This window comes from Pararhodospirillum photometricum DSM 122, assembly GCF_000284415.1.
GTDB lineage: Bacteria > Pseudomonadota > Alphaproteobacteria > Rhodospirillales > Rhodospirillaceae > Pararhodospirillum > Pararhodospirillum photometricum.
Window position 1 is genome coordinate 742,246 of record NC_017059.1, and the last position, 22,896, is coordinate 765,141.

Below are 22,896 nucleotides of genomic sequence, written 5' to 3' on the forward strand. Positions count from 1 at the left end.
CCCTAGACCCCTCGATTTTTTGGGGTCCGCGAAAAATTATGCCTTCCCGCACCGAAATCGCGCAACACTCTTGCGGGACGCAACGATTCCCGCTACCCCATGCACCCACGGGCAGGCTGGCTCCTGACCGCTCCCACCCCCCCTCTGGGTAGCGCGTCGTTCCAGTCCCCGACTTTTCAGGCGTTGGCCGGAAGGGTCGGCGGGACGTTTCGAGGGGGGATCCGTCTCTGCTCTATCTTGGCAGGCCTCGCACCGAGGCCGCGACCGCCCATGGGCGCGTGGAGGAGACAGACGACAATGCTGTTGACCGAGCAGGAGAAGGTCAAAGCCCTGGTTTCCGGGCTGGCAGAGAAATACGGCAAAGATAATTCGGCCCTTATTCCTATTTTACAGGCCGTCCAGACCGAGCATGGCTTTGTTTCGGAATTTGCCATGCAGTACGTGGGGGATGTTTTGGGTCTTCACGCGACCCAAGTGTATAGCGTCGCAACCTTTTATCACTTCATCAATACCAAGCCCAAGGGCAAGTTCATCATCCGTTTGGCCCGCGACATGTCGTCGATCATGAAGGGCGCCAAGATTATCGCCCGCCAGCTCGAGAACGAGCTTGGCATCAAGTTTGGCGAAACCACACCCGACGGCATGTTCACCCTGGAGTGGACAAGCTGCATCGGCATGAACCATCAGGCCCCGGCCATGATGGTCAACAACGAGGTCTATTCCAACCTCACTCCCCAGCGCGCCCATCGCATTTTGGAAGACTGCGCCGAGGGCTTCCGCTCGCGCCGACCCAACGTGGGCAGCGTGGGCGACACCTTCACCAACACCTTGACCTATGCCAGTCATCCGGTGAACGCCGGGCTCAAGAAGGCCATCGCCCTGACGCCCGAGGAGATCATCGCCGAGGTGACGGCCTCCGACATTCGCGGCCGCGGCGGCGCCGGCTTCCCCACCGGCTTCAAGTGGAAGCTGGCGGCCCAGGCCAAGGGCGAGACCAAATACATTATCTGCAATGCCGACGAGGGCGAGCCCGGGACCTTCAAGGACCGCATCATCCTCACCCACTACGCCGATCTGGTGTTCGAGGGCATGACCATCGCCGCCCGCGCCGTGGKGGCGCGCGAGGGCATTGTCTACCTGCGCGCCGAGTACACCTATATCCGCCCCTGGCTCGATGAAATCCTACGCGCCCGGCGCGAGGCGTCGCTGCTGGGCACCGATATCCTGGGGGTGGCCGGCTTTAATTTCGATATTCGGATCCGGATGGGGGCGGGGGCCTACATCTGCGGCGAGGAAACGGCGCTGATCGACTCGCTGGAGGGGTTGCGCGGCGAGCCCCGCAACCGCCCGCCGTATCCGGTGGAATCGGGCTTCAACGGCCAGCCGACGGTGGTCAACAACGTCGAAACCCTGGCCTCGATCAGCACCATCCTTGATCGCGGCGCCTCGTGGTTCACCAGCTTGGGCACCGAGCGCTCCAAGGGCTTCAAGCTGTTCAGCGTGTCCGGCGATTGCGCGCGCCCGGGCGTGTACGAGTTGCCTTGGGGCCTGTCGGTGCAAGAACTGCTGACCCTGGTGGGCGGCGAGGGCGCCAAGGCGGTGCAGGTCGGCGGCTACTCGGGAGCCTTGGTGCCGCCCTCCGAGTACGGGCGGCGCCTCGCCTACGAGGACCTGGGCCTAGGCGGCTCGGTGATCGTCTACGGCCAGCACCGCGACCTTCTGGAGGTGGTCGAGAATTACCTGGAGTTCTTCATCGAGGAATCGTGCGGCCAGTGCACGCCGTGCCGCGAAGGCAACATCAAGCTGCTGGAGGGCGTTCGGGTTCTGTTGAAGGGGCGCTGCTCCTCGCGGCAGTTGAACGAGCTGATCGATTTGGGCCGAACCATTCAGTTGGCCTCGAAGTGCGGCCTGGGCCAGTCGAGCCCCAAGGCCTTGCTGGCGATCGCCGAGCACTTCCGCGACGAGATCATGTCCCGCCCGATCGAGGCCGTCCATTGAGCGCGTCCGAGCCCCCGTGTTGCACGAGTCCAGGGAACCCTTCTGCCATGTCCACCCCTGCTGTCAGCGTTGAAACCGCGCTTGTCCCCGTGACCATTGATGGCCTCGAGGTCGAGGTGCCGGCCGGTACCACCATTTTGGCGGCGGCGCGCCGCCTTGGCCTGCGCATTCCCAGCCTGTGCGCTCATCCCGACCTGCGCGCCGCCGGCGTGTGCCGGGTGTGCATGGTCGAGGTCAAGGGACAGCGCACCTTGCAACCCGCCTGCACCTTCCCGATCGAGCGACCAATCGAGATCACCACCAGCAGCCCGGCGATCCGCAAGGCCCGGCGCCATGTCATCGACCTGCTGCTGGCCAATCATTATGGCGACTGCAACACCTGCAAGCGCAACAATAATTGCGAATTGCAGGCGTTGGCCCACGAATACGGGGTCGATTCCTTCCGGTTTGGCACGCCCAGCGCCCCCAAACACGCCATTGACCGCTCCAGCCCCTCCATCGTGCGCGACATGAACAAGTGCGTGCTGTGCCGGCGCTGTGTGCGCACCTGCCTGGAAAACCAGGACGTGGCCTGCCTCGCCATTCAAGACCGGGGCGCCAAGTCCAAGGTCACGACCTTCGGCGACAAGCCGCTGGGCGCTGTGGCCTGCATCAACTGCGGCCAGTGCCTCAACCGCTGCCCGACCGGCGCCCTGACCGAGGTGGACCAGACCGACGACCTGTGGAGCGTGCTCGACGATCCGACCAAGCACGTGGTGATCCAGACCGCCCCGGCGCCGCGCGCCGCCATTGGCGAGGGCTTCGGCCTGGAGCCGGGCACGCCGATGACCTTCCAGATGAACACGGCAATCAAGCGCCTGGGCTTCGATGCGGTGTTCGACACCAACTTCTCGGCCGACCTGACCATTTTGGAAGAAGGCACCGAGTTGTTGCTGCGCTTGCATCAGGCTCTGACCGGCAAGGATCCGGCCCCGGCCCTGCCCCAGTTGACCAGTTGCTCGCCGGGCTGGATCAAGTACATCGAGCACTTTTATCCCGACCAGTTGCCGCTATTGTCCTCGGCCAAAAGCCCGCAGCAGATGTTCGGCGCAGTGATCAAGACCTACTACGCCAAACTCAAGGGCATTGACCCGCGCGATATCGTGTCCGTCGCCCTCATGCCCTGCGTGGCCAAGAAGTTCGAGTGCAGCCGGCCGGAAATGAACGATAGCGGCTTTCGCGACGTGGATTATGCCGTGACCACGCGGGAGCTGACCAAGATGATCCGCGAGGCCGGCCTCAATCTGCCCCAGCTTCCCAAGAGCGACTTCGATGATCCCTTCGAGACGCCCAGCGGCTCCGGGGTGATCTTTGCCGCCACCGGGGGCGTCATGGAAGCGGCCTTGCGCACGGTCATCGAGATCGTGACCGGCAAAAAGGTCGAGGACTTCTACGACCATGCCGACATCGTGCCGGTGCGCGGCTTCGAGGGCGTGCGGCTCGTTGAGATCCCCATCCCCGAGGTCGGGCCGGTCCCCGATCTGCTGCAACGCCACTTCTCGGACTTCGAGTGGCTCAAGGGGGCGACTTTGCGGGTTGGCGTCGCTCACGGTACCGGCAACGCCCGCAAGGTGCTCGACGACATCAAGGCCGGCGGGCCGTTCAGCACGTGTCACTTTATCGAGTTGATGGCGTGCTCGGGCGGCTGCCTGGGCGGCGGCGGCCAGCCCATTCCCACCAGCCCGGAGATCCGCGCCAAGCGGGCCCAGGCCATTTATGGCGAGGATGCCAGCTACGTGGTGCGCAAGTCCCACGAAAACCCGCAGGTTCTCAAGATTTACAACGAGTTCCTGGAGGATGGCCCCTGTGGGCACAAGTCGCATGACTTGTTGCACACCAGCTATACGCCGCGCGGGAAGTTTATTTCCTGAGTGAGGGAAGAAAAAAGGCTGGGGAGGCGAGGGCCTCCCCAGACCCCACCTTCTTTTTGATGGTTACAAAGGGGCGTTTTATGACCATCGTGCAGTCGTCCGCCGGCTTTGATCTCCATGAGGCTCCGCTGTGGGAGTATCTGGCCACCACGTCCGAGCCTGACTCACACCACGTGCGGGCTCTTCTCGACAAGGCGCGGGATCTGGGGGGGCTGGATCTTGAGGATCTGGTGCCTCTGATGGCCGTGGAAGACCCGGAGCTGCTGGCCGAGCTGTTCGCCACCGCCCGCTTCGTCAAGGAAAGCATTTATGGCCGGCGGCTGGTGCTGTTCGCCCCGCTTTATGTCTCCAACCGCTGTTCCAACGAGTGCAGCTACTGCGCCTTTCGCGCCCGCAACCAAGAGGTCGTGCGCCGCGCCCTGAGCCAAGAGGAGATTGCCGAGGAAACCCGCATCCTGATCCGCGATGGCCATAAGCGGGTGTTGCTGGTGGCCGGCGAATCGCACGCGCGCGACAGCCTCGACTATATCTTGGAATCCATTGCCACGGTGTACGGCGTTAAGGAAGGCCCGGGCGAAATCCGCCGCGTCAACGTCAACATCGCACCGCTGACCACCGAGGACTTCCGCCGCCTCAAGGGAGCCGGCATCGGCACCTATCAGATTTTCCAAGAAACCTATCACCACGACACCTACGCCCAGGTTCATCTGGGCGGGCGCAAGACGGACTACCGCTGGCGGGTGCAAGCCATTGACCGCGCCATGACCGCCGGCCTTGACGATTGCGGCCTGGGGGTTTTGTTCGGTCTGGCCGATTGGCGCTTCGAGCTGCTGGCCCTGATGACCCACATCCGCCACCTGGAAACAACTTTCGGCGTCGGTCCTCACACCATCAGCGTGCCGCGCCTGGAGCCGGCGACCGGCGCCCCCTTGGCCCAGCAGCCCCCGGCCCCGGTCGATGACCGCAGTTTCTTAAAGATCGTCGCGCTGCTGCGGCTGGCCGTTCCCTATACCGGCCTCATCATGTCCACCCGCGAAACAGCGGCCCTGCGCCGCGAGACCCTGGCGCTTGGCGTGTCGCAGATTTCGGCGGGCAGCCGCACCAACCCCGGGGGCTACACCGCCGACCGGCGCGACGACATGAGCCAGTTCTCGCTCGGCGACCACCGCTCCTTGGACGAAGTGATCCAGGACATCACCCGCCTTGGCTATGTGCCGTCGTTTTGCACCGGCTGTTACCGCCTGGGCCGCACCGGCGCCGATTTCATGGACTTGGCTCGCCCCGGCGACATCAAGGACCACTGCGACCCCAACGCCGCCTCGACGTTTCAGGAATACCTGATGGACTACGCCACCCCGGCCACCCGGGCCCAGGGCGAACAGGCTTTGGACGGCTTTATCGCCGGCATGGGCGACAGCGCCGCCCGCTACGCCCGCACCATGGTCGCCAAGGTTCGGCAAGGCCGCCGCGATGTCTATCGCTAACCGCCGCGAAACCGACGCCCTGGGCGAGCGCGTGCTGCCCGCCGACGTCTTGTGGGGCGTGCATACCCTGCGGGCCCAGGAGAACTTCCCCCTCAGCGGCCGCCCGGTCGCCCCGGGACTGGTGCGCGCCTATGGTCTGGTCAAACAGGCCTGCCTCCAGACCCAGCGCGATCTCGGGGCCTGGGATGGACGCGAGGCCGAGGCCGAGGCCGTGCTCCAGGCGGCCCGCGAGATGGCGGCCGGTGCCTTGACCGCGCATATTGTTGTCGATGCCCTGCAAGGCGGGGCCGGCACCAGCCTCAACATGAACGTCAACGAGGTCCTGACCAACCGCGCCTTGCAGATTCTGGGCGACGCCCCCGGTCCCTCCTCTCGCCTGTCGCCGCTCGATGACGTCAACCGCTGGCAATCGACCAACGACACCTATCCCACCGCCCTGCGCCTCGCCGCCATCGAGGGGATCAAGCGCCTGGAGGACCGGCTGGTTTTCTTGCAAGAGAGCTTCCAACGCCAGGAACAGCGCTTGGCCTCGGTGGTCAAGGTCGGCCGCACCCAATTGCAAGATGCGGTGCTCATCACCCTCGGCCGCGAGATGGGCGCCTACGCCGAGGCCCTGGCCCGCGACCGCTGGCGTCTTTATAAATGTGTCGAGCGCCTGCGCGTCGTCCCCCTGGGCGGCACCGCCATCGGCACCGGCACCGGCGCGCCCCGGGCCTACATCTTCCAGGTCGTGGACACCTTGCGCCGCCTCTCGGGCGTCGGGGTGGCCCGGGCCGAAAATCTGGTGGACGCCACCCAGAACGCCGACGTGTTCGTGGAAGTCTCGGGCCTCGTCAAAACCGGCGCCGCCACCTTGCTCAAGATCGCCGGCGACCTGCGGCTGCTGGCCTCGGGCCCGGCCGCTGGCCTGGGCGAGCTGCGCCTACCGCCGCGCCAAGCCGGCTCCAGCATGATGCCCGGCAAGGTCAACCCGGTGATTCCCGAGGCGGTGACTCAGGCCGCCCTCAGGGTCATGGCCCACGATCAGGCGATCACCACCGCCGCCGGCCTCGGCTCGCTGGAACTCAACCCCTTCCTGCCCCTGATCGCCGATAGCCTACTCGACAGCCTCGCCTTGCTGGCCAACGCCTGCGACATCCTGGCCCGCCACTGCGTCGAGGGCCTGGAGGCCGACCCGGCGCGCTGCCGCCAGCACGTGGAAAGCACCACCGCCAGCGTCACCGCCCTGGTCCCGGTGCTGGGCTACGCCACCGCCCAAGCCCTGGCCGAACGGGCCACGCGCGAAGGCCGCCCGGTGCGCGCCTTGGTCCGCGAGGCCGGCCTGCTCGACGAAGCCCAGTTCGACGCCTTGCTCTCCCCCGAGGCGGTGTGCCGCCTTGGCACCCCGGACATTCGCCCATGACCCACGCAAACGCCCCGCGCGGCCTGCGCCTGCACATCGGCCTGTTTGGTCGCCGTAATGTTGGCAAATCGAGCCTACTCAATGCGTTGACCCGTCAGCAGGTCGCCATCGTCTCGGCCCAGGCCGGCACCACCACCGATCCGGTGGAAAAGCCCATGGAACTGCTGCCGCTCGGCCCCGTGGTGTTCATCGACACGGCCGGCCTCGACGACGACAGCGCCCTGGGCGACCAGCGGGTGGCCAAGACCCGGCAAGCCTTCGAGCGCACCGACCTTGCCCTCCTCGTCACCGATGGCGCCTGGGGCCCCTATGAGCAGGGCATCGCCGCCGCCATGGCCGAGCGCCAAACCCCGGTGATCGTGGTGCGCAGCAAGGCCGACCTGCCGGCACCCGAGGTCGCCCTGCCGCCCGATCTGCCCGTTGTCGCCGTCTCGGCCCAGACCGGCGACGGCCTCAACGCCCTGCGCCATGCCCTGGTCGATCACGCCCCAGCCGACGTCATCAGCCAGCCCGACATCCTGGGCGACCTCGTGGGCCCGGGAAACCTTGCGGTGTTGGTGGTCCCCATCGACAAGGAAGCGCCGAAAGGCCGTCTGATCTTGCCCCAGGTCCAGGCCATTCGCGATCTGCTCGACAACGATGCCTTCTGTCTGGTGGTCAAGGAGCGCGAGTTGGCCGCCGCCCTCGACCAGTTGAAAAGCCCGCCCAAGCTGGTCGTTACCGACTCCCAGGTGTTTCTTAAAGTCGCGGCGGATACCCCGCCCGAGGTGCCGCTGACCAGTTTTTCCATTCTGTTCTCGCGCTTCAAGGGCGACTTGCTGAGTCAGACCCTGGGCGCCCTGGCCATCGACACCCTACGTCCCGGCGACCGCGTGCTGATTGCCGAGGCCTGCACCCATCATCCGATCGCCGAGGACATTGGCCGGGTCAAGATCCCGCGCTGGCTGACCCAGTACGTGGGCGGCGCCTTGGAGTTCACCACGGTGGCGGGGCACGAGTATCCCGAGGATCTGTCGCCGTATAAGCTCGTGGTTCATTGTGGGGGGTGCACGTTTAACCGTAAGGCGATGTTGAACCGTATTTTGCAGGCGCGTCAGGCTGGCGTTCCGCTGACCAACTATGGATTGACGATTGCTTATAGTTTGGGGCTGTTCGAGCGGGCGTTGCGGCCGTTTCCCGGGGTGTATGAGGCCTATCGAGCGCATCGGGGGGAGGGAAGGGGATGAAGGGCGAGAAAGGAAAAAGGAAGGCTGGGGAGGCGGGGCCTCCCCAGACCCCTCGATCCCTAGAGGTTGGGGGGGGCAGTGATGCGGAGATTGAGTACTGGTTGGGGGTCGGGGAGGRGGAGGAGCTGGAGAGTTTGCGGCGGGCAGCGTATGAGGTGACGACCCGCGTTTTGGGGGATGTCGTTCATTACCGGGGGCTTGTTGAGCTTTCCAATATTTGTACCCTCGACTGTTATTATTGTGGGATTCGCAAGGGGAATAAGGCGGTCGAGCGCTACACCCTGAGCCGGGAAGAGGTGGTCGAGGCGGCGTTGTGGGCGGCGGACGCCGGCTATGGCTCCTGTGTGTTGCAAGCCGGCGAGCGTCGCGACCCGGCCTTTGTCGCGTTCATCGAGGACTGTGTGCGGACCATCAAGGAGCGTTCGGTGAGTTCCGCCTTGCCCGAGGGCCTGGGCATCACCTTGTCGCTCGGCGAACAGGACCGCGACACCTTCGCCCGCTGGCATGCGGCCGGGGCCCATCGTTATTTGCTGCGCATCGAGACCACCAACCCCGCCCTGTTCGCCCGCCTGCATCCGCCCAGCCAACGCCTAGAAACCCGCTTGCAGGCGCTGAAGGATCTGCGCGCGGTCGGTTTTCAGGTCGGCACCGGGGTGATGATTGGTCTGCCCGGGCAAACCTTGGCCGATCTCGTCGCCGACATCCGCTTTTTTGCCCGCGAAGCCATCGACATGATCGGCATGGGCCCCTACTTGCCGGCACCAGGCAACGCCATGCCAGACGCCCCGCTGTTGCCCCCGGACCAACGCTTGGCCCTGGCTCTCAAAATGATCGCGGTGTGCCGTCTGGTGCTGCGTGACGTCAACATCGCCGCCACCACCGCCTTACAAGCCCTGGTCCCCGACGGACGCGAACGCGGCATCTCGTTCGGCGCCAACGTCACCATGCCCAGCCTGACCCCGCGCGCGGTTCGGCGCAATTATCAACTCTACGACGGCAAACCCTGCCTCGACGAAGCCCGCGCCGACTGCCGGCTGTGCCTGGAATCGCGGGTGCGCCGCACTGGTCGGCGAGTCGGCTGGAACGCCTGGGGCGACGCGCCGGCGCATGCGCGCCGGAGTGCCACAAATTAAGGCCGGGAGGCACGGCCTCCCCAGACCCCACGATCAATGGAATGGAGGGGCCTGGGGAGGCTCGCCTCCCCAGCCTTAATTTTCGCGCAAACGAAAAAACCCGCCCCGGAATCACCGGAGCGGGCTTTCTAAGAGGATTTCTTTGACAGACGGCTTTGAAGGCCTGGCGGCGACCGACTCTCCCACGCCTTAAGACGCAGTACCATTGGCGCTGAACAGTTTCACGGCCGAGTTCGGGATGGGATCGGGTGTTTCCTGTTCGCCATGACCACCAAGCCATCGAAGCCGTCTGATGATGTCGTTATGGGAATTTACAAGCGCTAGGGCCGGCCTGGCCTCTGCGCGTTTATCAAGCCGATCGGACGATTAGTACCGGTTAGCTTCACGCATTACTGCGCTTCCACACCCGGCCTATCAACGTGGTGGTCTACCACGGTCCTGATAGGGAAACCTGGTTTCGAGGGAGGCTTCCCGCTTAGATGCTTTCAGCGGTTATCCTGTCCATCCTTAGCTACCCAGCGATGCCACGGGCGTGACAACTGGTACACCAGAGGGATGTCCATCCCGGTCCTCTCGTACTAGGGACAGCTCCTCTCAAGTTTGACGCTATTGATAGAGTTAGAAGAGACATGAAAGATCCTGAAAGTGTAAAATTCAAAGATGTTAGCATCGTTGGATTTGAAGATGGCAAGGTTGTGTGTGGAAAATATAATGCAAAAAATTCGTACGGAGCATACGTAGGCTATAATAAATTTGTATCAGATGGTGTTATTGTATCGTTTTACGAGAATAAAATCTCCGACGTCCAAAATTCCATAAACGCTGGCATTATTGCTGCTTGCGGCCACTAGGTAGGTCGTTGCCGGTACGAGGGTGGCTGCGCCAAAACCCATGCCACCCTCGGCCATTCCCTCTCGCTTCGTGTGCCAAATCACCTGCTAATTACGATCAGAGCCGATCAATCTGTGCCAAACCGCCCTTCGGGGCCATTTCAGTCTAACGTCCCGTTTTATCTCACCATTTCCCGCCTAATCCCACCTCCCCACCTTTGCCAAACCGATCACCTCCCCACACCCGCACCCCCAACTTTCAAGAGGTATTATCGGACGGCGACCGCCCGGGATCAAGCACTCCCCAAAAAACGGCGCCCTGGTGCGGCGGCGGGGTTGGGGTAGGGGTTGCCTAGGTCGGGGGCGTGAGGCGCACACAGACCTCGTCAGCGGCAGGGGATACGCCGCGATTATCCCCCAGGGGATGGAGATCGAGGGTTCATCCCTGCGCATGCAGGGGATACATCACCGCGTCGAGTGGCTCCCGCCCCGGCAAGGGTTCATCCCTGCGCATGCAGGGGATACGTTACTACCCTTTCCGCTGCTGTTGCCGCCCTGGGTTCATCCCTGCGCATGCAGGGGATACCCTCTTTGTAAGGGATTGACCGGAATGGGGGATTGAGTCAAGGACTTTCAGGGGTCTTGGGCTTTGTTGTCACCAGATCAATGTTGTGGCGTTTTACAAAGGTTTTTAGGGAGGGGGGCAAGGATCGGCACGTCAGTCTCCTGCGTTTTTGAGGTTTTATCGCCCACGAGCCCTTGGGGGGCGGCGGGCTGCTTGGCCTTCCCTGCTGAAGGGGATCTCTCTGATCAAGGCGGTCATTTCAGAGATCGACTGATGTCATTTTTCTCCCAAAAATAAGTATTTTCCGATCCTCCCGGTCGTCAAGCCCAAGCGGATACGCTGACCAGAGAGAGACAGCGGCCCCAGCCGGGGAGAGTGCGCTTCTCTCCAAACCCGGAAGGACACTACAATGACTTCACCGGACGTGACGATTGCTGTCTTTTCCGATCATCTGGCGGCGGAGAATGCAGTCAAGATTTTGAGCGCCAACGGCTTTCAAATGAACGCGATCAGTGTTGTTGGAAAAGGATACCATACAGAAGAGAAGGTGGTTGGCTTTTACAATACCGGAGACCGGGTGAAGTTCTGGGGCCTGCGGGGCGCCTTTTGGGGGGGGCTGTGGGCCTTGTTTCTTGGCGGTTTGCTGCTGACCTTGCCGGTCACCGGGCCTGTGATGGTTTTAGGGGGACTGGCCGCGACCGCCGTCGCCGTGGTGGAGAACGCCATCGTGGTGGGTGGCCTCAGCGCGCTCGGGGCTGCGCTTTACAGTCTTGGGCTCCCCAAGGACAGCGTGATCGAGTATGAGGCCGCCGTGATCGCCGACAACTTTTTGGTGATGGCCCATGGATCCCCTGAGGATATCGCTCGGGCCCGCGCTCTTCTCGCCTCCCTGGAGCCCACCCACTTGACGGTTCACGTCGGCGTGACCGCGGCCCAGCCTTCCCCTCTGCTGCCCGCGGAGACCTAAGGAGGTGGCGGCGCCTGATCCGTACGCGACGCTTGGCGTGGCCCGGACCGCGAGCCAAGACGAGATCCATCGTGCTTATCGCGCGTTGGCCAAGGAGCATCATCCCGACCTGAACCCGGGCAATGCCCTGGCCGAAGAGCGGTTCAAGAATGTCTCGGTGGCTCACGACGTTCTGTCGGACCCGGAAAGGCGCGGGCGTTTTGACCGGGGCGAAATCAATGCTACCGGGCTGGAGCAACCGACCTCTGCGTTTTACCGCGACTTTGCCGAGACGGATCCAGAGCGCCGCTATAGCCGGCGCCGGCCCTCTGCGACACAGGGCCCGTCCCAGAGCTGGGACCCCGGCGATCTCAACGACCTGTTGAACTCCCTGTTTGACGATCCTGCGTCGCGTCCGGGCGGGGCTCGGGCACGGCGCGGGCGCGACGTCTCGTCCTTTTTGGATGTTGGGTTTCTTGATGCCCTTCGCGGCGCCTCCCAGCGTGTGGAGGTTCCCGGGGGACGCGTTTTGGACATCAAAATTGCACCGGGAACCCCCGATGGGCAGACCTTACGCTTGCGCGGCCAGGGGGGGGCTGGATCCCACGGCGGGGCACCGGGGGATGCCCTGATCACCATTCGCGTTGGGTCTCACCCGTTCTTTCGCCGCAGTGGCCAAGACCTCCGGTTGGATCTGCCGATCTCGCTGCCCGAGGCGGTTCTTGGGGGAGCGGTCACCGTGCCGACGCCCGGTGGCCCTGTGAGCGTCCGGCTGGCTCCCTATTCGGAAAGCGGCACGACCCTTCGCTTGCGCCAACGGGGCGTTCCGGCTTGGGGCGGCGACGCGGCGGGGGATCTCCTCGCCACGCTGCGCGTGGTGATTGGCCCCGCAGACGCTGCCTTGGAAACGTTTTTGCGCGCATGGACGCCAGAGCCCCCTCTCACTCCCCGCCAGGCGATGGAGACACCCCATGATTAGTCTCGACGTCCTCATCATTCAGCTCTCCGGCCTCACCCAAGAAGATCTGAAGCGATGGATCGACAACGAGTGGGTGCGACCGGATGAAGAGGACGGAACCTATGTGTTCAGGGATATTGATGTCGCCCGGGTCAGGCTGATCCGGGAGTTGCGCGATGAGATGTTGGTCAACGAGGACGCCCTGCCCATCGTGCTGTCGTTGCTCGACCAGCTTTACGACCTGCGCCGGCGTCTGCGTGATTTGCGGCATGCTTTGCTCCACATGCCGCCCGACGAAATGCACCGTATTCTGACCTGTCACCTGATGTCCGACGATGTTTATTATAATGATAATGAAGATTAAGAAATAAAAAAGGGGAGCCCGAATATGCCGGGTTCCCCTTCATTAATTTTAAAAATATAGATTTTGGCTACTTACTGTATTTGTAGCTGGGAAGGTCTTCCAGAGACTTTTTTGTCGCCTCTGGCAGGACCATCTTGTTTTCGGTGACCTGGATCGCGCTGAAGGGAACCACAACGTACTTGGCCCCTACCCCCAGGAATCCACCGACCGACAAAACCGCAAAGGGGACCTTTTCGTCGGGGGTCACAATCAAGTCATCAACGGTGCCCACCGTCTCGTTGGCCTTATTGACAACAGAGCCGCCCACCACCTTGGAAACCCGATAGCCGGTTGCCAGCGTGCTCATATCGACCTGGACTGTGGCAAGGGTCTGGGGCACCCCTTGGGCGTACCCTTCATTGACCCCGGTTACCGTCAAAACAGCGGCGACCCAGATAAAGATCAAATTGATTTTCATGGGGCCTCTCCCCTCGCGTGGAGTCCAGATGAAACCTTGATGACATGTCATGTGCAAAACTCCGAAGGAGATCCTTTTGACGAGAGAACGGAGTGAAATGGGAGTCAGTTTCAGCCCCGCTCTCTCGGTACCGTTTACTCCTTGAGTTTGTCCCGAGCGCCACCGATGGCGTTTTGGACCTTGCCCTCAACCTTCTCCAGCTTGCCCTCCTGGCTCATCTTGGCGTCGCCGAGGACCTTGCCCGTGGCCTCCTTGACGGCACCCTTGGCTTGCTTGGCGGCGCCGGCGATCCGGTCCTTATCCATATCAGTTCCCTCTTTTTGCTTGTTGCTCCACGACGAAAATCCAGTCATCATCGCCCCTTTATTGGAAAAATAGTTGCGCGGACCAGAGTCGCAGTGGATTCCGCGGTGTCGCAAAGGATGAAAGAGGCGCGCTTTTATTGGATCTGGCGCGACTTTCTTGCGACATTTTTTATCCTAAGCACGATGAATGAATGGCGTTAGTATCGGAATATACCCATGGCTTTCCATTCCGCCCCTAAAGAATGAAGAGTTTGCGGGGCTTGGCCTCCTCGTTCTTTCCTTTTCTCCCTAAGGCGAGACGGTCATGTCATCCGCTGATCGGGATCGGACGTGGTGCGCCAGGTGTCCTCCCGGAGGGAGCTTCCCCTTTCTGCCCCACCAGACGAAAAAGCCTGTGAGTATATTCCGAGTCTATCTCCCTCGTATTATATCGTTTAATTATTGATAATCGATGGAGAAGCCCCAAAATTAACTTATGGGCCCGCGCTAGTCATCAGGCTCGTATTTTCTATATTCCTCTTGATGGGCTTTTTACTATCGAATCGATTTCATTATTTCTGCCCACCCACCATTCGGGAGGGCTCCGGCCTGCGATGGCGCACGGCTGCCAGCCTCTCCTCTCCTCCTTGTCTCCAGGAGATGACATGACCCACCCCCTCCCTCCCAAGACCACGTCGCGGTGGCTGCTGGCCGCCGGGCTTGCCGCAGTGGCCTGCACGGCCAGCCTAGGCAGCGCTTATGCCGATGATCTGAATACCCGCCCGGATGCCCGGACGGCGATCGCCCGGGCCGAAGCGAAAATCGAGCTGGTGTCGCGTGAATCTCCGGCCGCGACGCAATATCCGTCGTTTTCCATGGCCCAGGAGAAGCTGAAGGAGGCTCGGGCAGCCTCGGCGCGCGGGAATGATCAACAGGCCCAATGGCGGGCGTCGGAAGCCGAGTTGCTCGCTGACACCACCGCGGGCACCTCTCGCCTGTCCTCTTTGGAAAGGATCCGCACTGAAACCAGCCATAGCATCAAGATGCTGACCTCCGAACACAAATAGTCAGGAGAGCTCCCTATGATCATCAAGACAAAAACGGGTTTGGCGATCGCGGCTCTGGCGGTTGCCGGCGTCCTGGCGGGTTGCACGATCCCTCCCCCCCAGGATACGACAGAGTTGCGCCGTATCGAGCAGGAGCTGAAGGAGGCCTATGGCGATAAATACACCGCTGAATATGGCCATACCGACCTTGCTCGGGCCGAAACTTTCCTTGCCGCGGCGCGCAAGGCTCTGACCCAGCCCGACACCGCCGCCGAAGTGACGCATGACCTGACCTTGGCCGAGGGCTACATCACCCTTGCCCAGATCCACGGGCGTCAGGAGCGGGCAAAAACAGAGACTGTCGCGCTTAAAGCGCAGCAAAGCCAGATCATGATTGCCGCGCGCGACCGTGACGCCGAGCGTGCCAGAAATGCATCGGGGCTGCGTCCGCTCGACAGGCGTCACGCGCGGGACCTGCAGCAGTTTCCGACGCCGATGCCCCGGACCCCGGAGCAGACCGCCCAGGCGATGCGTGAACAGTTGCGTGACTACGATTTGAGGTTTGGCGAGTACGGCGCCTCTCTTGTCTTGCAAGACGTTATGTTTGAAACGGGCAGTGCGGCTCTGCGCTCTGGGTCCAGCGCTCGCCTTGCGCCCCTGATGACCTATCTGCGCGCCAACCCCGCCACCTTGGTTCGCGTGGAAGGCCATACCGACAGCGTCGGCTCCACGGCGCAAAATGACGATCTGTCCGTGGAACGGGCCAATGCGGTGGCCAGAGCCCTGACCCAAGACGGTACGCTGACCAACCAGGTTCAGGCGTATGGTTTTGGCCAAACCCAGCCCGTCGCCACCAATACCACCCCGGCGGGGCGGGAACAGAACCGGCGCGTTGAGATCATTTTGGTTCAGTAAGCCCGCAAACCGGCACCCAAAAAAGGGCAGGCTGGGGCCCCTCGTCCGAAAGACTCAAGAGACCGAGGGGCCTGGGGAGGCCGCGCCTCCCCAGCCTTCTTCTTTTTATGTGAAGAACCGTCGTGGCTTCACGGCCCCTTGAATGGTTTCCCTAAAAATTCAAGCCAACAGAAAGCTGGAATGACCCAAAATTATCAGGGTCTTCATGGGTATAAAACTCTTGAGATCTTAGAATATGAGAATACGATAACTTGGCCCAGTCTGAGTAAAAAATCGCGATACTCCCCTCAAGATCTCCAACCAGGGGACGCATGGGGACCGAGGGGCCTGACGAGAAACTGTTTCCATTAAGAAACATATTGTGGGCCATCGCCCGCCCTTCCACCCCTACCGACACATACCACCCAAAGAGCGTGTCCGGGGCAAAGTTGTCCTTGTTGAAGTAAGCTGTTCCCGTCGGGCCCGGGGCAATCCGGTTTGGACCATAGTCCACCTTCAGGTTTCGGCCCACGCGTACCCGCCCCCCCATTGCGGCATAGTCATAGACATTCCCAACCGCCACCCCAGCCGACGGCAAGACCTCGACCGACAGCGCATGGGTCAGGTCATGTGAAAAGCGGTAATGACGATCGTAATATAAATTGAAAGTGGGTTCATTATCGAGCTGGGAACTCCAGCCATGGGAGATGGGGGAGTTGATGCCGATATGATAGTGGTTTTGTGTTTCGCGCCCCAGAGCTCCAGGCCCAACCAGACCAATCTGGATCTGAAGGTGATCCAAAACCTTTTGATCGGCGTCCTTGAGCAGGCTCACGCCGGCATTGATCCACCCGGCGTACGGACGATCACGCGGATCAGGTGTGTTTAGGGTTGTGTCACGAGGGGTGTACAGCTTTTGAGCTAAGGAAAAATCTAGCTTGCGCGAGGTTGTTGTCTTTCCATCGGAGAAAATCGGACTGAAGGAGGCGATCCATTTCATGGGGAGCGCGATCCCGTCGGGTCCAAGATCCGGGGAGAGATAATCAAGCTGGATCCCCTGGGTGTAGTGCTGATCCCGACCGCCGGAGGAAAAATAATCATTCTCTTCGACCACGGAAAGGCGGCCGTTGTCTTCGGCATGGACCGCGGTTGCTTCTGTAAAAATCCCCACAGCAGTAAGCAAAACACACTTTAAAAGCGCTGATTTTTTATAGCTATTCCGCCATAGAGTGGGATTTTTATTTTGATATTTTCTCAAAAAACTTTTCTTTGTTCCCATGTCCGCTCACCTCTTGATGGCCGTGATTTTGGCAGTTTTAGAAAGGGCCGCTCTGGGACTCTTTCGCCCCCCCCAACGCGCCCCGAAGGTACTTCCGGGGCATGTCGAGGCAGAGGATCGGAAAATACTCAGCCGGAAGAGGCTCTGCCTGGCCTCTCTCCGGGGGAGCGTGGGTCAGAGAAAGAGGAGGACCGGTTGTTCCGAGCAGACACCCTCAATCAAAAAAGAAGAGAGCCGGCCTGCTTTCCGGTGAAGCGGACCCTGCCTAGGGTGAGGCCCGAAAAGAGGGAACCGTTTTTCGGAGAGCGTCGAGGGAAAAACAAAGAGCTAGAGTATCGTGACTGAATCCGGTGTAGCGCCTAGTCCTCTAGGGCATCAGAATACTGTCGATGAGGCGCAGGGCCTCGCGGCGCTGCCCGTTCCCCAAAGCCCGGCGGGCCTCGGCAATCTGGAGGCTGACCTTCTCTTGCGTCCGTTCGTTGGCGTGCCCTTGAACGACGGTGCGACTGAGCCCCCGGGTTTCGGCCATTTCAAGAGACTGCTGGGCTTGGCCGGTCCGACCGGCCGCGAGGGAATCCCGGGCCGATCTCAGGTAGTCCTCGGCAGAGGCGTTCTGCCCGATGGGAGACGGGGGTAAGCGGTGAGAGGGGGCGGCGGGAAACTCCCGGTGCTCCCGCGGGCCGTCTCCCCGGAACGGCGTCGTCTCCTCATGGCGGTTACTATCGGAGCGCATCTGTGCCTGTACCGGCACCGACAGCACGCCAAGAACCATCAGCGTTGCAATGCCAAGATAGTTCATCGAACAGACTCCAAGAAAGATGAGGGGTATCTCCGATATGTTCATGAAATTAACGAAAACCACATCGGAAGGTGAATTGATTTGACGACCGCATAAGGTGAGTTTGCGTCAAGATCATTGAATTTATTTCAAACATCGAGCCGAAAGAAGGGTCGGAAAATACCCAATTGATAACGGTCGCCCGTTGGAAAAACCGTTACGACACCAAAAATTGAGAAAAAATGAAGGTCGGAGAAGCTGGCTTTCCCAGATTCATTCTCCCTTGAGACGCTATCCTCCCCATTTATCATTTATTTTCATGCCTCAAGGAGGTGACCCTCAAGAGACTGCGTCCTGCTTGTGGTCTGGTTGTAACATTCCTCTATTCAGCGATAGGTATTTTCCGATTCTATTCAGAACACTTGATTTTGCGCATTGTGTTGATGGCGATCAAACCTCCTTCCCCGTTCTGGAGGCCGGAACAAAAAAGAGAGCGGATTGAGGCTCTGCCATGAAGCCTTTGACAGAAGGGGGGCGCTATTCCACGGCCGCTTCCTCAAGAGAAAGGTTCTGGCAATCTCAACAAAAGTTCACTTACACGATAAAAATAGAATTATTTTTGTACGTTCATATTATTGAAGGGCATCGACCAAGTGAATTATTTTAGATGCGCAGTATAATTTTACAATGATAATGTCAATAAAAAATTGCTGTCGTTTTTTGGCTATGTTTACAGAAAAGATCGAGTGGAACAACGCGTGTTCAAATAAAGAAAGGGAAATCCAATGGCTGGTACTATTCTTCTTATCATCGTTATCCTCCTGATTATCGGTGCTTTGCCCAGGTGGAATCATAGCAGTAACTGGGGGTACTATCCCAGTGGTGGGCTTTCGATTCTTCTTGTTGTTTTGATCATCCTCCTTCTCCTCGGGCGGATCTGAACGGCGAGGTTTTGGCCCTTGAATGCCTGTCCTAATCCCTGTGAAAAGGAGAGAGCCGATGAGCAGCCTCGTTTTTGCTCGTAGCCTTCTGGCCGCAGCGCTCGCCCTGGGCGCTTGTGCGGAAACGGCGAGCAGCGATAGTACGGGAACCTATATTGACGACTCCGCCATAACAGCAAAGGTAAAGATGGAAATCCTGAAAGACGACGCCTTGAAGGTCATGCAGATCGATGTGACGACTCAGGATAATGTTGTACAGCTTAGCGGCTTTGTTGACTCGTCCCGAATGGTTTCACACGCCGGAGCGGTGGCGCGCCAAGTGAGCGGTGTACGATCTGTACGCAATAACCTGATCGTTAAATAAAGATCTTCACCTCTTTTTCYTCAAGACCCCGAAAATCCCGGTCATAAAACGACCGGGATTTTTGGTTTGGCGTTTATCACAAGACGCCCAGGCGGGGACGCTCGGCTTTCTGACAACAGATCACCCCATGGACGTCATCGAGCGGCGGAAATACCACAGCGCCGCACTGAAAAAGACGCTGCCCAGGGCGGCCAGTGCCAGGAGGTGGGGCCACACACTCTCGATTCCCGCCCCGCGAAACAAGATCGCTTGGGCCAGAATGACGAAATGGGTGGTCGGCGCTAGGGTCATGAGGGCTTGCACGGCCTCGGGCATGCTGTCGCGCGCGCTCACCCCCCCGGACAGGACCTGAAGCGGGATCAAGACCAGGATGATCATGATCCCGAATTGCTGCATTGAGCGGGCGATGGTGCCCATGGCTATGCCCAGGGCCGTGGTCGCGAAAATGTTTAACGTCGCCCCGACCAGAAACAAAGGCAGCGAACCGGCCAGCGGGATCCCCAGGATGCCCCGGGCCATGATCAGCAAGGATCCGGTCGAGGCCCCCAGAACCACCAAGCCCATCGACCAGATCTTGGCGGCCATGATCTCCAACGGCGAGACCGGCATGGCCAGAAGGTGCTCAAGGGTGYCCCGTTCCCGTTCGCGGATCAGGGCCGCGCCGGTCAGAACGATCGACAGCATGGTGACACCGTTGATGATCTCCATCACGGCGCCGAACCACGCCTGGATCAGGCTTGGGTTGTATCGTGCGCGCAACGCCAACGTGACCGGGGCCGGGGGACGGGGCGGGCGACGAAGCGCGTGACCTCTTGGGTGATCATCGTCTGGATGGAGAGGCTGCCCGTGAAGGCTTGGCTGATCATGTTGGCATCGACATTCAGTTGAACCGCCGGCTGCCGCCCAGCCAGGACATCGCGCTGAAACCCCGGGGGGATATCCAGAACGAAGGTATAGGTTCCGGTGTCCAGGCCGCGATCGATGGCCGCGACCGAGATCAGGTCGGGGGGGCGGAAATGCGGGGGGTAGAACGCCGCCGCGAGCCGCTGGGACAAGGGAGAGGCATCCTCGTCCGCGATGGCGATCGGAGCATGGTGGAGCGTGTCCGGAATGGCGGTGGCCGCCACGTAAATCCCCAGGCTGAAGACATGGAGAATCAAAATTATCATGATGCGGTCACCGGCCAGACCGCGCAACTCCTTGACACCAAGACGAAAAATTGAGGCGATCGCCATGGTGTCATTTCTCCTGTTTCTTGAGGAGAGCAATGCACAGGCCCATCAAGACCACGGCGCTGGCGGCCAGAGGGAGCAAAAACGGCCAGAGGTCGGCAAAGCCCAGGGCTTTGGAAAAGGTTCCGCGCGTAATGATCAGAAAATACGTGGCGGGAAAGATCCGCCCGATCACCGCCCCCACGCCTTCCAACGACGACACCGGATTGATCAGCCCAGCGTATTGAAGCGCCGGGATGAGGGTGCCGATGGCCGTGCCCAGAACGGCGGAAATCTGGCTGCGCATGAACGTGGACATCACCAGCCCCAAGGCCGTGGCCGCCACTCCGTAAATCAGGGCCGCCGTGCTGAGGAACATCAGGCTGCCGGTCAGGGGAACCTGGAACACCACGGTGACCAAAAGGGTCATGAGGGCAAAATTGACCATGCTTAACGCGAGGTAGGGAAGCTGCTTGCCGATCAGGAATTCGCTGCGTGTCACCGGCGTGACATACAGATTGACGATGGAGCCCAGCTCTTTTTCCCGCACCACGCTTAAGGCCGTTAGCATGGCGGGAATCATCAGCAGCAACAGCGGGATCATGGCCGGGGCCAGGGCCACGACGCTGATCACATCTGGGTTGTATCGAAATCGTATTTCGACGACGACCGGACTTCCCTTCGGCCTGGTTCCCAGCCGACGACGCGCTGTGTCGCTCACCCAACCGGCGTGCAGGGCTTGCAGGTAGGATTGGATGGTCTCGCCGCGTTGGGGCATGGCGCCATCCACCCATACTCCGATCTCGACCGGGGTTGCACGGTCCACGGAGCGACCGAAGCCTGGCGGGAATTCGATGGCGACGGCAATCGTGCCGCTTCGTAAACGCCGTTCCAGGTCCGCTTCGTCGAGGAGCGGCGGCTGTTCAACGAAGGAGGAGGACCCAGCCAGAGCCAAGACATAATCCCGGCTCAACGCGGTGTCATCGTGGTCGAGAACGGCAAAAGGGACGTTGTCCACATCAAGGCTGAGGCCATAGCCCATGATCAACATCAAAATCACGGTGCCCAGCAACGCCAAGGTGGCCCGGAGCGGGTCACGGCGCAGTTCCAGCGTTTCGCAGCGCGTATAGCACCCCAGACGGCGCATGCTGAACCTCGCGCTCCCCGCCGCCCCCCAGGGGAAGGGAGCCGGCGCCCCGTCTTTGGCCGTGTTTGGGGCAGCCTGGGGAGGGGGGGCGTTCCCCCCGGCCGCCGTCAAGGCGCCGATGAACGCGGCTTCCAAGGTGGTCGCGCCCTCGCGGGCCATGACCCCCGCCGGGGTGTCGCACACCAAGACCCGCCCGGCATGCATCAAGGAGATCCGGTCACAGCGCGCCGCTTCGTTCATGAAGTGGGTCGAGATAAAAATGGTGACGTGGTCGTGGCGCGACAGGTCGGCGATCCTTTGCCAAAACTGGTCGCGGGCGATGGGGTCAACGCCCGAGGTCGGCTCGTCCAAGATCAGCACGTCTGGTTTGTGCACCATGGCCACAGCCAGAGACAGCCGTTGGCGGACCCCCAGGGGCAAGCTGTCGGGCAGGGCATCCACCACCCCCCCCAGGTCGAAGCGTTCAATCATCTCGTGGACCCGGGCTGGGATCTCATCCGCCGGAACGCTGAAAAGTTGCGCGTGCAAAAAGAGGTTGTTCTTGACGCTCAGTTCCGCATACAGGGAAAAAGCCTGGGTCATGTAGCCGACCCGCCGACGCAGGGCCCGGTCCACCGTGGCCACGCGCCCCCCAAACAACCACGCCTCGCCGTCGCTGGCCTTGAGCAAGCCGGTCAGCATTTTCATGGTGGTGGTCTTGCCGCACCCGTTCGAGCCGAGAAAACCAAAGATCTCCCCACGCTCAATCCGAAAATCGACATGATCGACGGCGGTAAAAGTCCCAAAGCGGGCCGTGAGTCCCCGCGCCTCGATCACCACATCGTGCGCCGTGTCGGCCGGGCGCGGGCCAATCACGACGGGGCGGTGCCGTCGGCGCTGCTCCTCGGGCATCAAGGCGATGAAGGCCTCTTCCAAGGTCGCGGCCTCGGTGCGGGCCAGCAAGGCCGCGGGGGAGCCCTGGGCGATAATCCGGCCCGCATGCATCGCAACCAGAAGCTCGAAGCGGGCCGCTTCTTCCATGTATGCGGTGGCGACCAGGATGCTCATGCCCGGTCGCGTGGCACGGATCTGTTCCACCAAGTCCCAGAACTGCCCGCGCGACAAGGGATCGACCCCGGTCGTGGGCTCGTCAAGGATCAGCAGGTCCGGGTCATGAATCAGGGCACAGCACAAGCCCAGCTTCTGCTTCATGCCACCCGACAGCTTGCCCGCAGGTCGCTCGCGAAACGCCTGTAAGCCGGTTTTGGTCAGCAAGGTATCGATCCGGCTCGCCCTCTCGTCCTTGCCCTGACCGAACAGCCCGGCAAAGAACTCGAGATTCTCGACCACCGACAAGGTTGCATACAGATTGCGCCCCAGCCCCTGGGGCATGAAGGCGATCCGGGGGCACACCCGGGCCCGGTGCCGGGCATCGGCCATGTCGCCGCCCAGGACCCGCACCCCCCCCACCTGCCCCCGCCGTGCCCCGGCGATCAGGCTGAACAGGGTTGATTTCCCCACCCCGTCCGGGCCGATCACGCCGATGGTTTGTCCCCCGGGCAAGCAAAGGCTTACGCCATCGAGCGCCAGGGTTGCCCCATAGCGCAGACTGACGCCCTCAAGCCGGATCTCCGAGGAGAGGGCAGGGGGGGGAGGAGACAAGACCGCGCGACGTCCGAGTTGACTCATCCGGGGTTCCG

General features: G+C 61.2%; 20 protein-coding genes, 1 rRNA gene and 1 other annotated feature. Of the genes, 13 read left to right on the top strand and 8 right to left on the bottom strand.

Annotated elements, in window-relative coordinates; all coding sequences use genetic code 11:
• The first annotated feature begins 297 nt into the window (after nt 1-297).
• The 6 genes from RSPPHO_RS18665 (at nt 298) to hydE (ending at nt 9,153) form a co-directional block, all read left to right on the top strand.
• Nucleotides 298-1,998: an NAD(P)H-dependent oxidoreductase subunit E gene (locus RSPPHO_RS18665; protein WP_041793924.1), complete on the top strand. Its 1,701-nt coding sequence runs from the start codon at nt 298-300 to the stop codon at nt 1,996-1,998.
• Between the two features lie 47 nt (nt 1,999-2,045).
• Complete coding sequence (locus RSPPHO_RS03235) at nt 2,046-3,908, top strand: NADH-dependent [FeFe] hydrogenase, group A6 (protein WP_051013609.1); 1,863 nt, start codon at nt 2,046-2,048, stop codon at nt 3,906-3,908.
• Between the two features lie 80 nt (nt 3,909-3,988).
• On the top strand, nt 3,989-5,392 hold the full coding sequence (gene hydG, locus RSPPHO_RS03240; RefSeq protein ID WP_041793926.1) for a [FeFe] hydrogenase H-cluster radical SAM maturase HydG: 1,404 nt from the start codon (nt 3,989-3,991) through the stop codon (nt 5,390-5,392).
• Nucleotides 5,379-6,794 carry an aspartate ammonia-lyase gene (locus RSPPHO_RS03245; RefSeq protein ID WP_014413850.1) on the top strand — a complete coding sequence of 472 codons (1,416 nt, stop codon included), beginning with the start codon at nt 5,379-5,381 and terminating at the stop codon, nt 6,792-6,794. Before hydG ends, RSPPHO_RS03245 begins: the two co-directional genes overlap by 14 nt.
• Nucleotides 6,791-8,020 (top strand): [FeFe] hydrogenase H-cluster maturation GTPase HydF, encoded by a 1,230-nt coding sequence (gene hydF, locus RSPPHO_RS03250; protein ID WP_041793928.1) that lies wholly within the window; start codon nt 6,791-6,793, stop codon nt 8,018-8,020. Before RSPPHO_RS03245 ends, hydF begins: the two co-directional genes overlap by 4 nt.
• 101 nt (nt 8,021-8,121) lie before the next feature.
• Nucleotides 8,122-9,153 carry a [FeFe] hydrogenase H-cluster radical SAM maturase HydE gene (gene hydE, locus RSPPHO_RS03255; RefSeq protein ID WP_277905262.1) on the top strand — a complete coding sequence of 344 codons (1,032 nt, stop codon included), beginning with the start codon at nt 8,122-8,124 and terminating at the stop codon, nt 9,151-9,153.
• Nucleotides 9,154-9,314: 161 nt separating this feature from the next.
• Here the strand turns inward: hydE and rrf are convergent.
• Nucleotides 9,315-9,429, bottom strand: a 5S ribosomal RNA gene (gene rrf, locus RSPPHO_RS03260).
• Nucleotides 9,430-9,511: 82 nt separating this feature from the next.
• Nucleotides 9,512-9,759: a sequence feature (23S ribosomal RNA rRNA prediction is too short), on the bottom strand.
• 1,198 nt (nt 9,760-10,957) lie between these two features.
• Between rrf and RSPPHO_RS03270 the strand changes: the two genes are divergently transcribed.
• The 3 genes from RSPPHO_RS03270 to RSPPHO_RS03280 are packed head-to-tail and all read left to right on the top strand — an operon-like array spanning nt 10,958 to nt 12,816.
• Entirely contained in the window at nt 10,958-11,515 is a 558-nt protein-coding gene (locus RSPPHO_RS03270) for a general stress protein (RefSeq protein WP_014413853.1), read from the top strand.
• 4 nt (nt 11,516-11,519) lie between these two features.
• Nucleotides 11,520-12,473: a DnaJ C-terminal domain-containing protein gene (locus tag RSPPHO_RS03275; RefSeq protein WP_041793931.1), complete on the top strand. Its 954-nt coding sequence runs from the start codon at nt 11,520-11,522 to the stop codon at nt 12,471-12,473.
• Nucleotides 12,466-12,816 carry a chaperone modulator CbpM gene (locus RSPPHO_RS03280; RefSeq protein WP_041793933.1) on the top strand — a complete coding sequence of 117 codons (351 nt, stop codon included), beginning with the start codon at nt 12,466-12,468 and terminating at the stop codon, nt 12,814-12,816. The genes RSPPHO_RS03275 and RSPPHO_RS03280 overlap by 8 nt, the downstream gene beginning before the upstream one ends.
• A 67-nt stretch (nt 12,817-12,883) precedes the next feature.
• On the opposite strand, the gene RSPPHO_RS03285 is transcribed toward RSPPHO_RS03280, so the two are convergent.
• Nucleotides 12,884-13,273, bottom strand: a complete 390-nt coding sequence (locus RSPPHO_RS03285) for a PRC-barrel domain-containing protein (protein WP_041793936.1) — start codon at nt 13,271-13,273, stop codon at nt 12,884-12,886.
• Nucleotides 13,274-13,407: 134 nt separating this feature from the next.
• Complete coding sequence (locus RSPPHO_RS03290) at nt 13,408-13,578, bottom strand: CsbD family protein (protein ID WP_041793938.1); 171 nt, start codon at nt 13,576-13,578, stop codon at nt 13,408-13,410.
• A gap of 644 nt (nt 13,579-14,222) precedes the next feature.
• Here RSPPHO_RS03290 and RSPPHO_RS03295 point away from each other — a divergent pair.
• Nucleotides 14,223-14,624: a hypothetical protein gene (locus RSPPHO_RS03295; protein WP_041793939.1), complete on the top strand. Its 402-nt coding sequence runs from the start codon at nt 14,223-14,225 to the stop codon at nt 14,622-14,624.
• Between the two features lie 15 nt (nt 14,625-14,639).
• Nucleotides 14,640-15,518: an OmpA family protein gene (locus RSPPHO_RS17485; RefSeq protein ID WP_014413858.1), complete on the top strand. Its 879-nt coding sequence runs from the start codon at nt 14,640-14,642 to the stop codon at nt 15,516-15,518.
• A gap of 151 nt (nt 15,519-15,669) precedes the next feature.
• Here the strand turns inward: RSPPHO_RS17485 and RSPPHO_RS03305 are convergent, their stop codons facing one another.
• Both RSPPHO_RS03305 and RSPPHO_RS03310 read right to left on the bottom strand, forming a co-directional pair.
• Nucleotides 15,670-16,776, bottom strand: a complete 1,107-nt coding sequence (locus RSPPHO_RS03305; protein WP_081581632.1) for a lipid A deacylase LpxR family protein — start codon at nt 16,774-16,776, stop codon at nt 15,670-15,672.
• 367 nt (nt 16,777-17,143) lie between these two features.
• Nucleotides 17,144-17,575, bottom strand: a complete 432-nt coding sequence (locus RSPPHO_RS03310) for a hypothetical protein (RefSeq protein WP_041793945.1) — start codon at nt 17,573-17,575, stop codon at nt 17,144-17,146.
• A 764-nt stretch (nt 17,576-18,339) separates the two neighbouring features.
• On the opposite strand from RSPPHO_RS03310, the gene RSPPHO_RS18320 reads away from it, so the two are divergent.
• Complete coding sequence (locus tag RSPPHO_RS18320) at nt 18,340-18,495, top strand: DUF3309 family protein (RefSeq protein ID WP_041793946.1); 156 nt, start codon at nt 18,340-18,342, stop codon at nt 18,493-18,495.
• A gap of 58 nt (nt 18,496-18,553) precedes the next feature.
• Nucleotides 18,554-18,859 carry a BON domain-containing protein gene (locus RSPPHO_RS03320; protein ID WP_041793949.1) on the top strand — a complete coding sequence of 102 codons (306 nt, stop codon included), beginning with the start codon at nt 18,554-18,556 and terminating at the stop codon, nt 18,857-18,859.
• Nucleotides 18,860-18,979: 120 nt separating this feature from the next.
• On the opposite strand, the gene RSPPHO_RS22125 is transcribed toward RSPPHO_RS03320, so the two are convergent.
• From RSPPHO_RS22125 to rbbA, 3 genes are read right to left on the bottom strand one after another with little or no spacing between them, the layout of a single operon-like run.
• Nucleotides 18,980-19,618 carry an ABC transporter permease gene (locus RSPPHO_RS22125; protein ID WP_479687243.1) on the bottom strand — a complete coding sequence of 213 codons (639 nt, stop codon included), beginning with the start codon at nt 19,616-19,618 and terminating at the stop codon, nt 18,980-18,982.
• Nucleotides 19,591-20,094: an ABC transporter permease gene (locus tag RSPPHO_RS22130; protein ID WP_479687244.1), complete on the bottom strand. Its 504-nt coding sequence runs from the start codon at nt 20,092-20,094 to the stop codon at nt 19,591-19,593. The genes RSPPHO_RS22125 and RSPPHO_RS22130 overlap by 28 nt, the downstream gene beginning before the upstream one ends.
• A 4-nt stretch (nt 20,095-20,098) precedes the next feature.
• Nucleotides 20,099-22,885: a ribosome-associated ATPase/putative transporter RbbA gene (gene rbbA, locus RSPPHO_RS03330; RefSeq protein ID WP_041793952.1), complete on the bottom strand. Its 2,787-nt coding sequence runs from the start codon at nt 22,883-22,885 to the stop codon at nt 20,099-20,101.
• Between the last annotated feature and the right edge of the window lie 11 nt (nt 22,886-22,896).

Excerpts from the sequence above, each read along its gene's own strand:
- RSPPHO_RS03310 (WP_041793945.1), bottom strand. The coding sequence starts at position 17,575 with ATGAACTATCTTGGCATTGCAACGCTGATGGTTCTTGGCGTGCTGTCG.
- RSPPHO_RS03270 (WP_014413853.1), top strand. The coding sequence starts at position 10,958 with ATGACTTCACCGGACGTGACGATTGCTGTCTTTTCCGATCATCTGGCG.
- RSPPHO_RS03290 (WP_041793938.1), bottom strand. The coding sequence starts at position 13,578 with ATGGATAAGGACCGGATCGCCGGCGCCGCCAAGCAAGCCAAGGGTGCC.
- RSPPHO_RS03295 (WP_041793939.1), top strand. The coding sequence starts at position 14,223 with ATGACCCACCCCCTCCCTCCCAAGACCACGTCGCGGTGGCTGCTGGCC.
- RSPPHO_RS03245 (WP_014413850.1), top strand. The coding sequence starts at position 5,379 with ATGTCTATCGCTAACCGCCGCGAAACCGACGCCCTGGGCGAGCGCGTG.
- RSPPHO_RS03280 (WP_041793933.1), top strand. The coding sequence starts at position 12,466 with ATGATTAGTCTCGACGTCCTCATCATTCAGCTCTCCGGCCTCACCCAA.
- RSPPHO_RS03320 (WP_041793949.1), top strand. The coding sequence starts at position 18,554 with ATGAGCAGCCTCGTTTTTGCTCGTAGCCTTCTGGCCGCAGCGCTCGCC.
- RSPPHO_RS03305 (WP_081581632.1), bottom strand. The coding sequence starts at position 16,776 with ATGGGAACAAAGAAAAGTTTTTTGAGAAAATATCAAAATAAAAATCCC.
- RSPPHO_RS17485 (WP_014413858.1), top strand. The coding sequence starts at position 14,640 with ATGATCATCAAGACAAAAACGGGTTTGGCGATCGCGGCTCTGGCGGTT.
- hydG (WP_041793926.1), top strand. The coding sequence starts at position 3,989 with ATGACCATCGTGCAGTCGTCCGCCGGCTTTGATCTCCATGAGGCTCCG.
- rbbA (WP_041793952.1), bottom strand. The coding sequence starts at position 22,885 with ATGAGTCAACTCGGACGTCGCGCGGTCTTGTCTCCTCCCCCCCCTGCC.
- RSPPHO_RS03285 (WP_041793936.1), bottom strand. The coding sequence starts at position 13,273 with ATGAAAATCAATTTGATCTTTATCTGGGTCGCCGCTGTTTTGACGGTA.
- RSPPHO_RS03235 (WP_051013609.1), top strand. The coding sequence starts at position 2,046 with ATGTCCACCCCTGCTGTCAGCGTTGAAACCGCGCTTGTCCCCGTGACC.
- RSPPHO_RS22130 (WP_479687244.1), bottom strand. The coding sequence starts at position 20,094 with ATGGCGATCGCCTCAATTTTTCGTCTTGGTGTCAAGGAGTTGCGCGGT.
- RSPPHO_RS18320 (WP_041793946.1), top strand. The coding sequence starts at position 18,340 with ATGGCTGGTACTATTCTTCTTATCATCGTTATCCTCCTGATTATCGGT.
- hydF (WP_041793928.1), top strand. The coding sequence starts at position 6,791 with ATGACCCACGCAAACGCCCCGCGCGGCCTGCGCCTGCACATCGGCCTG.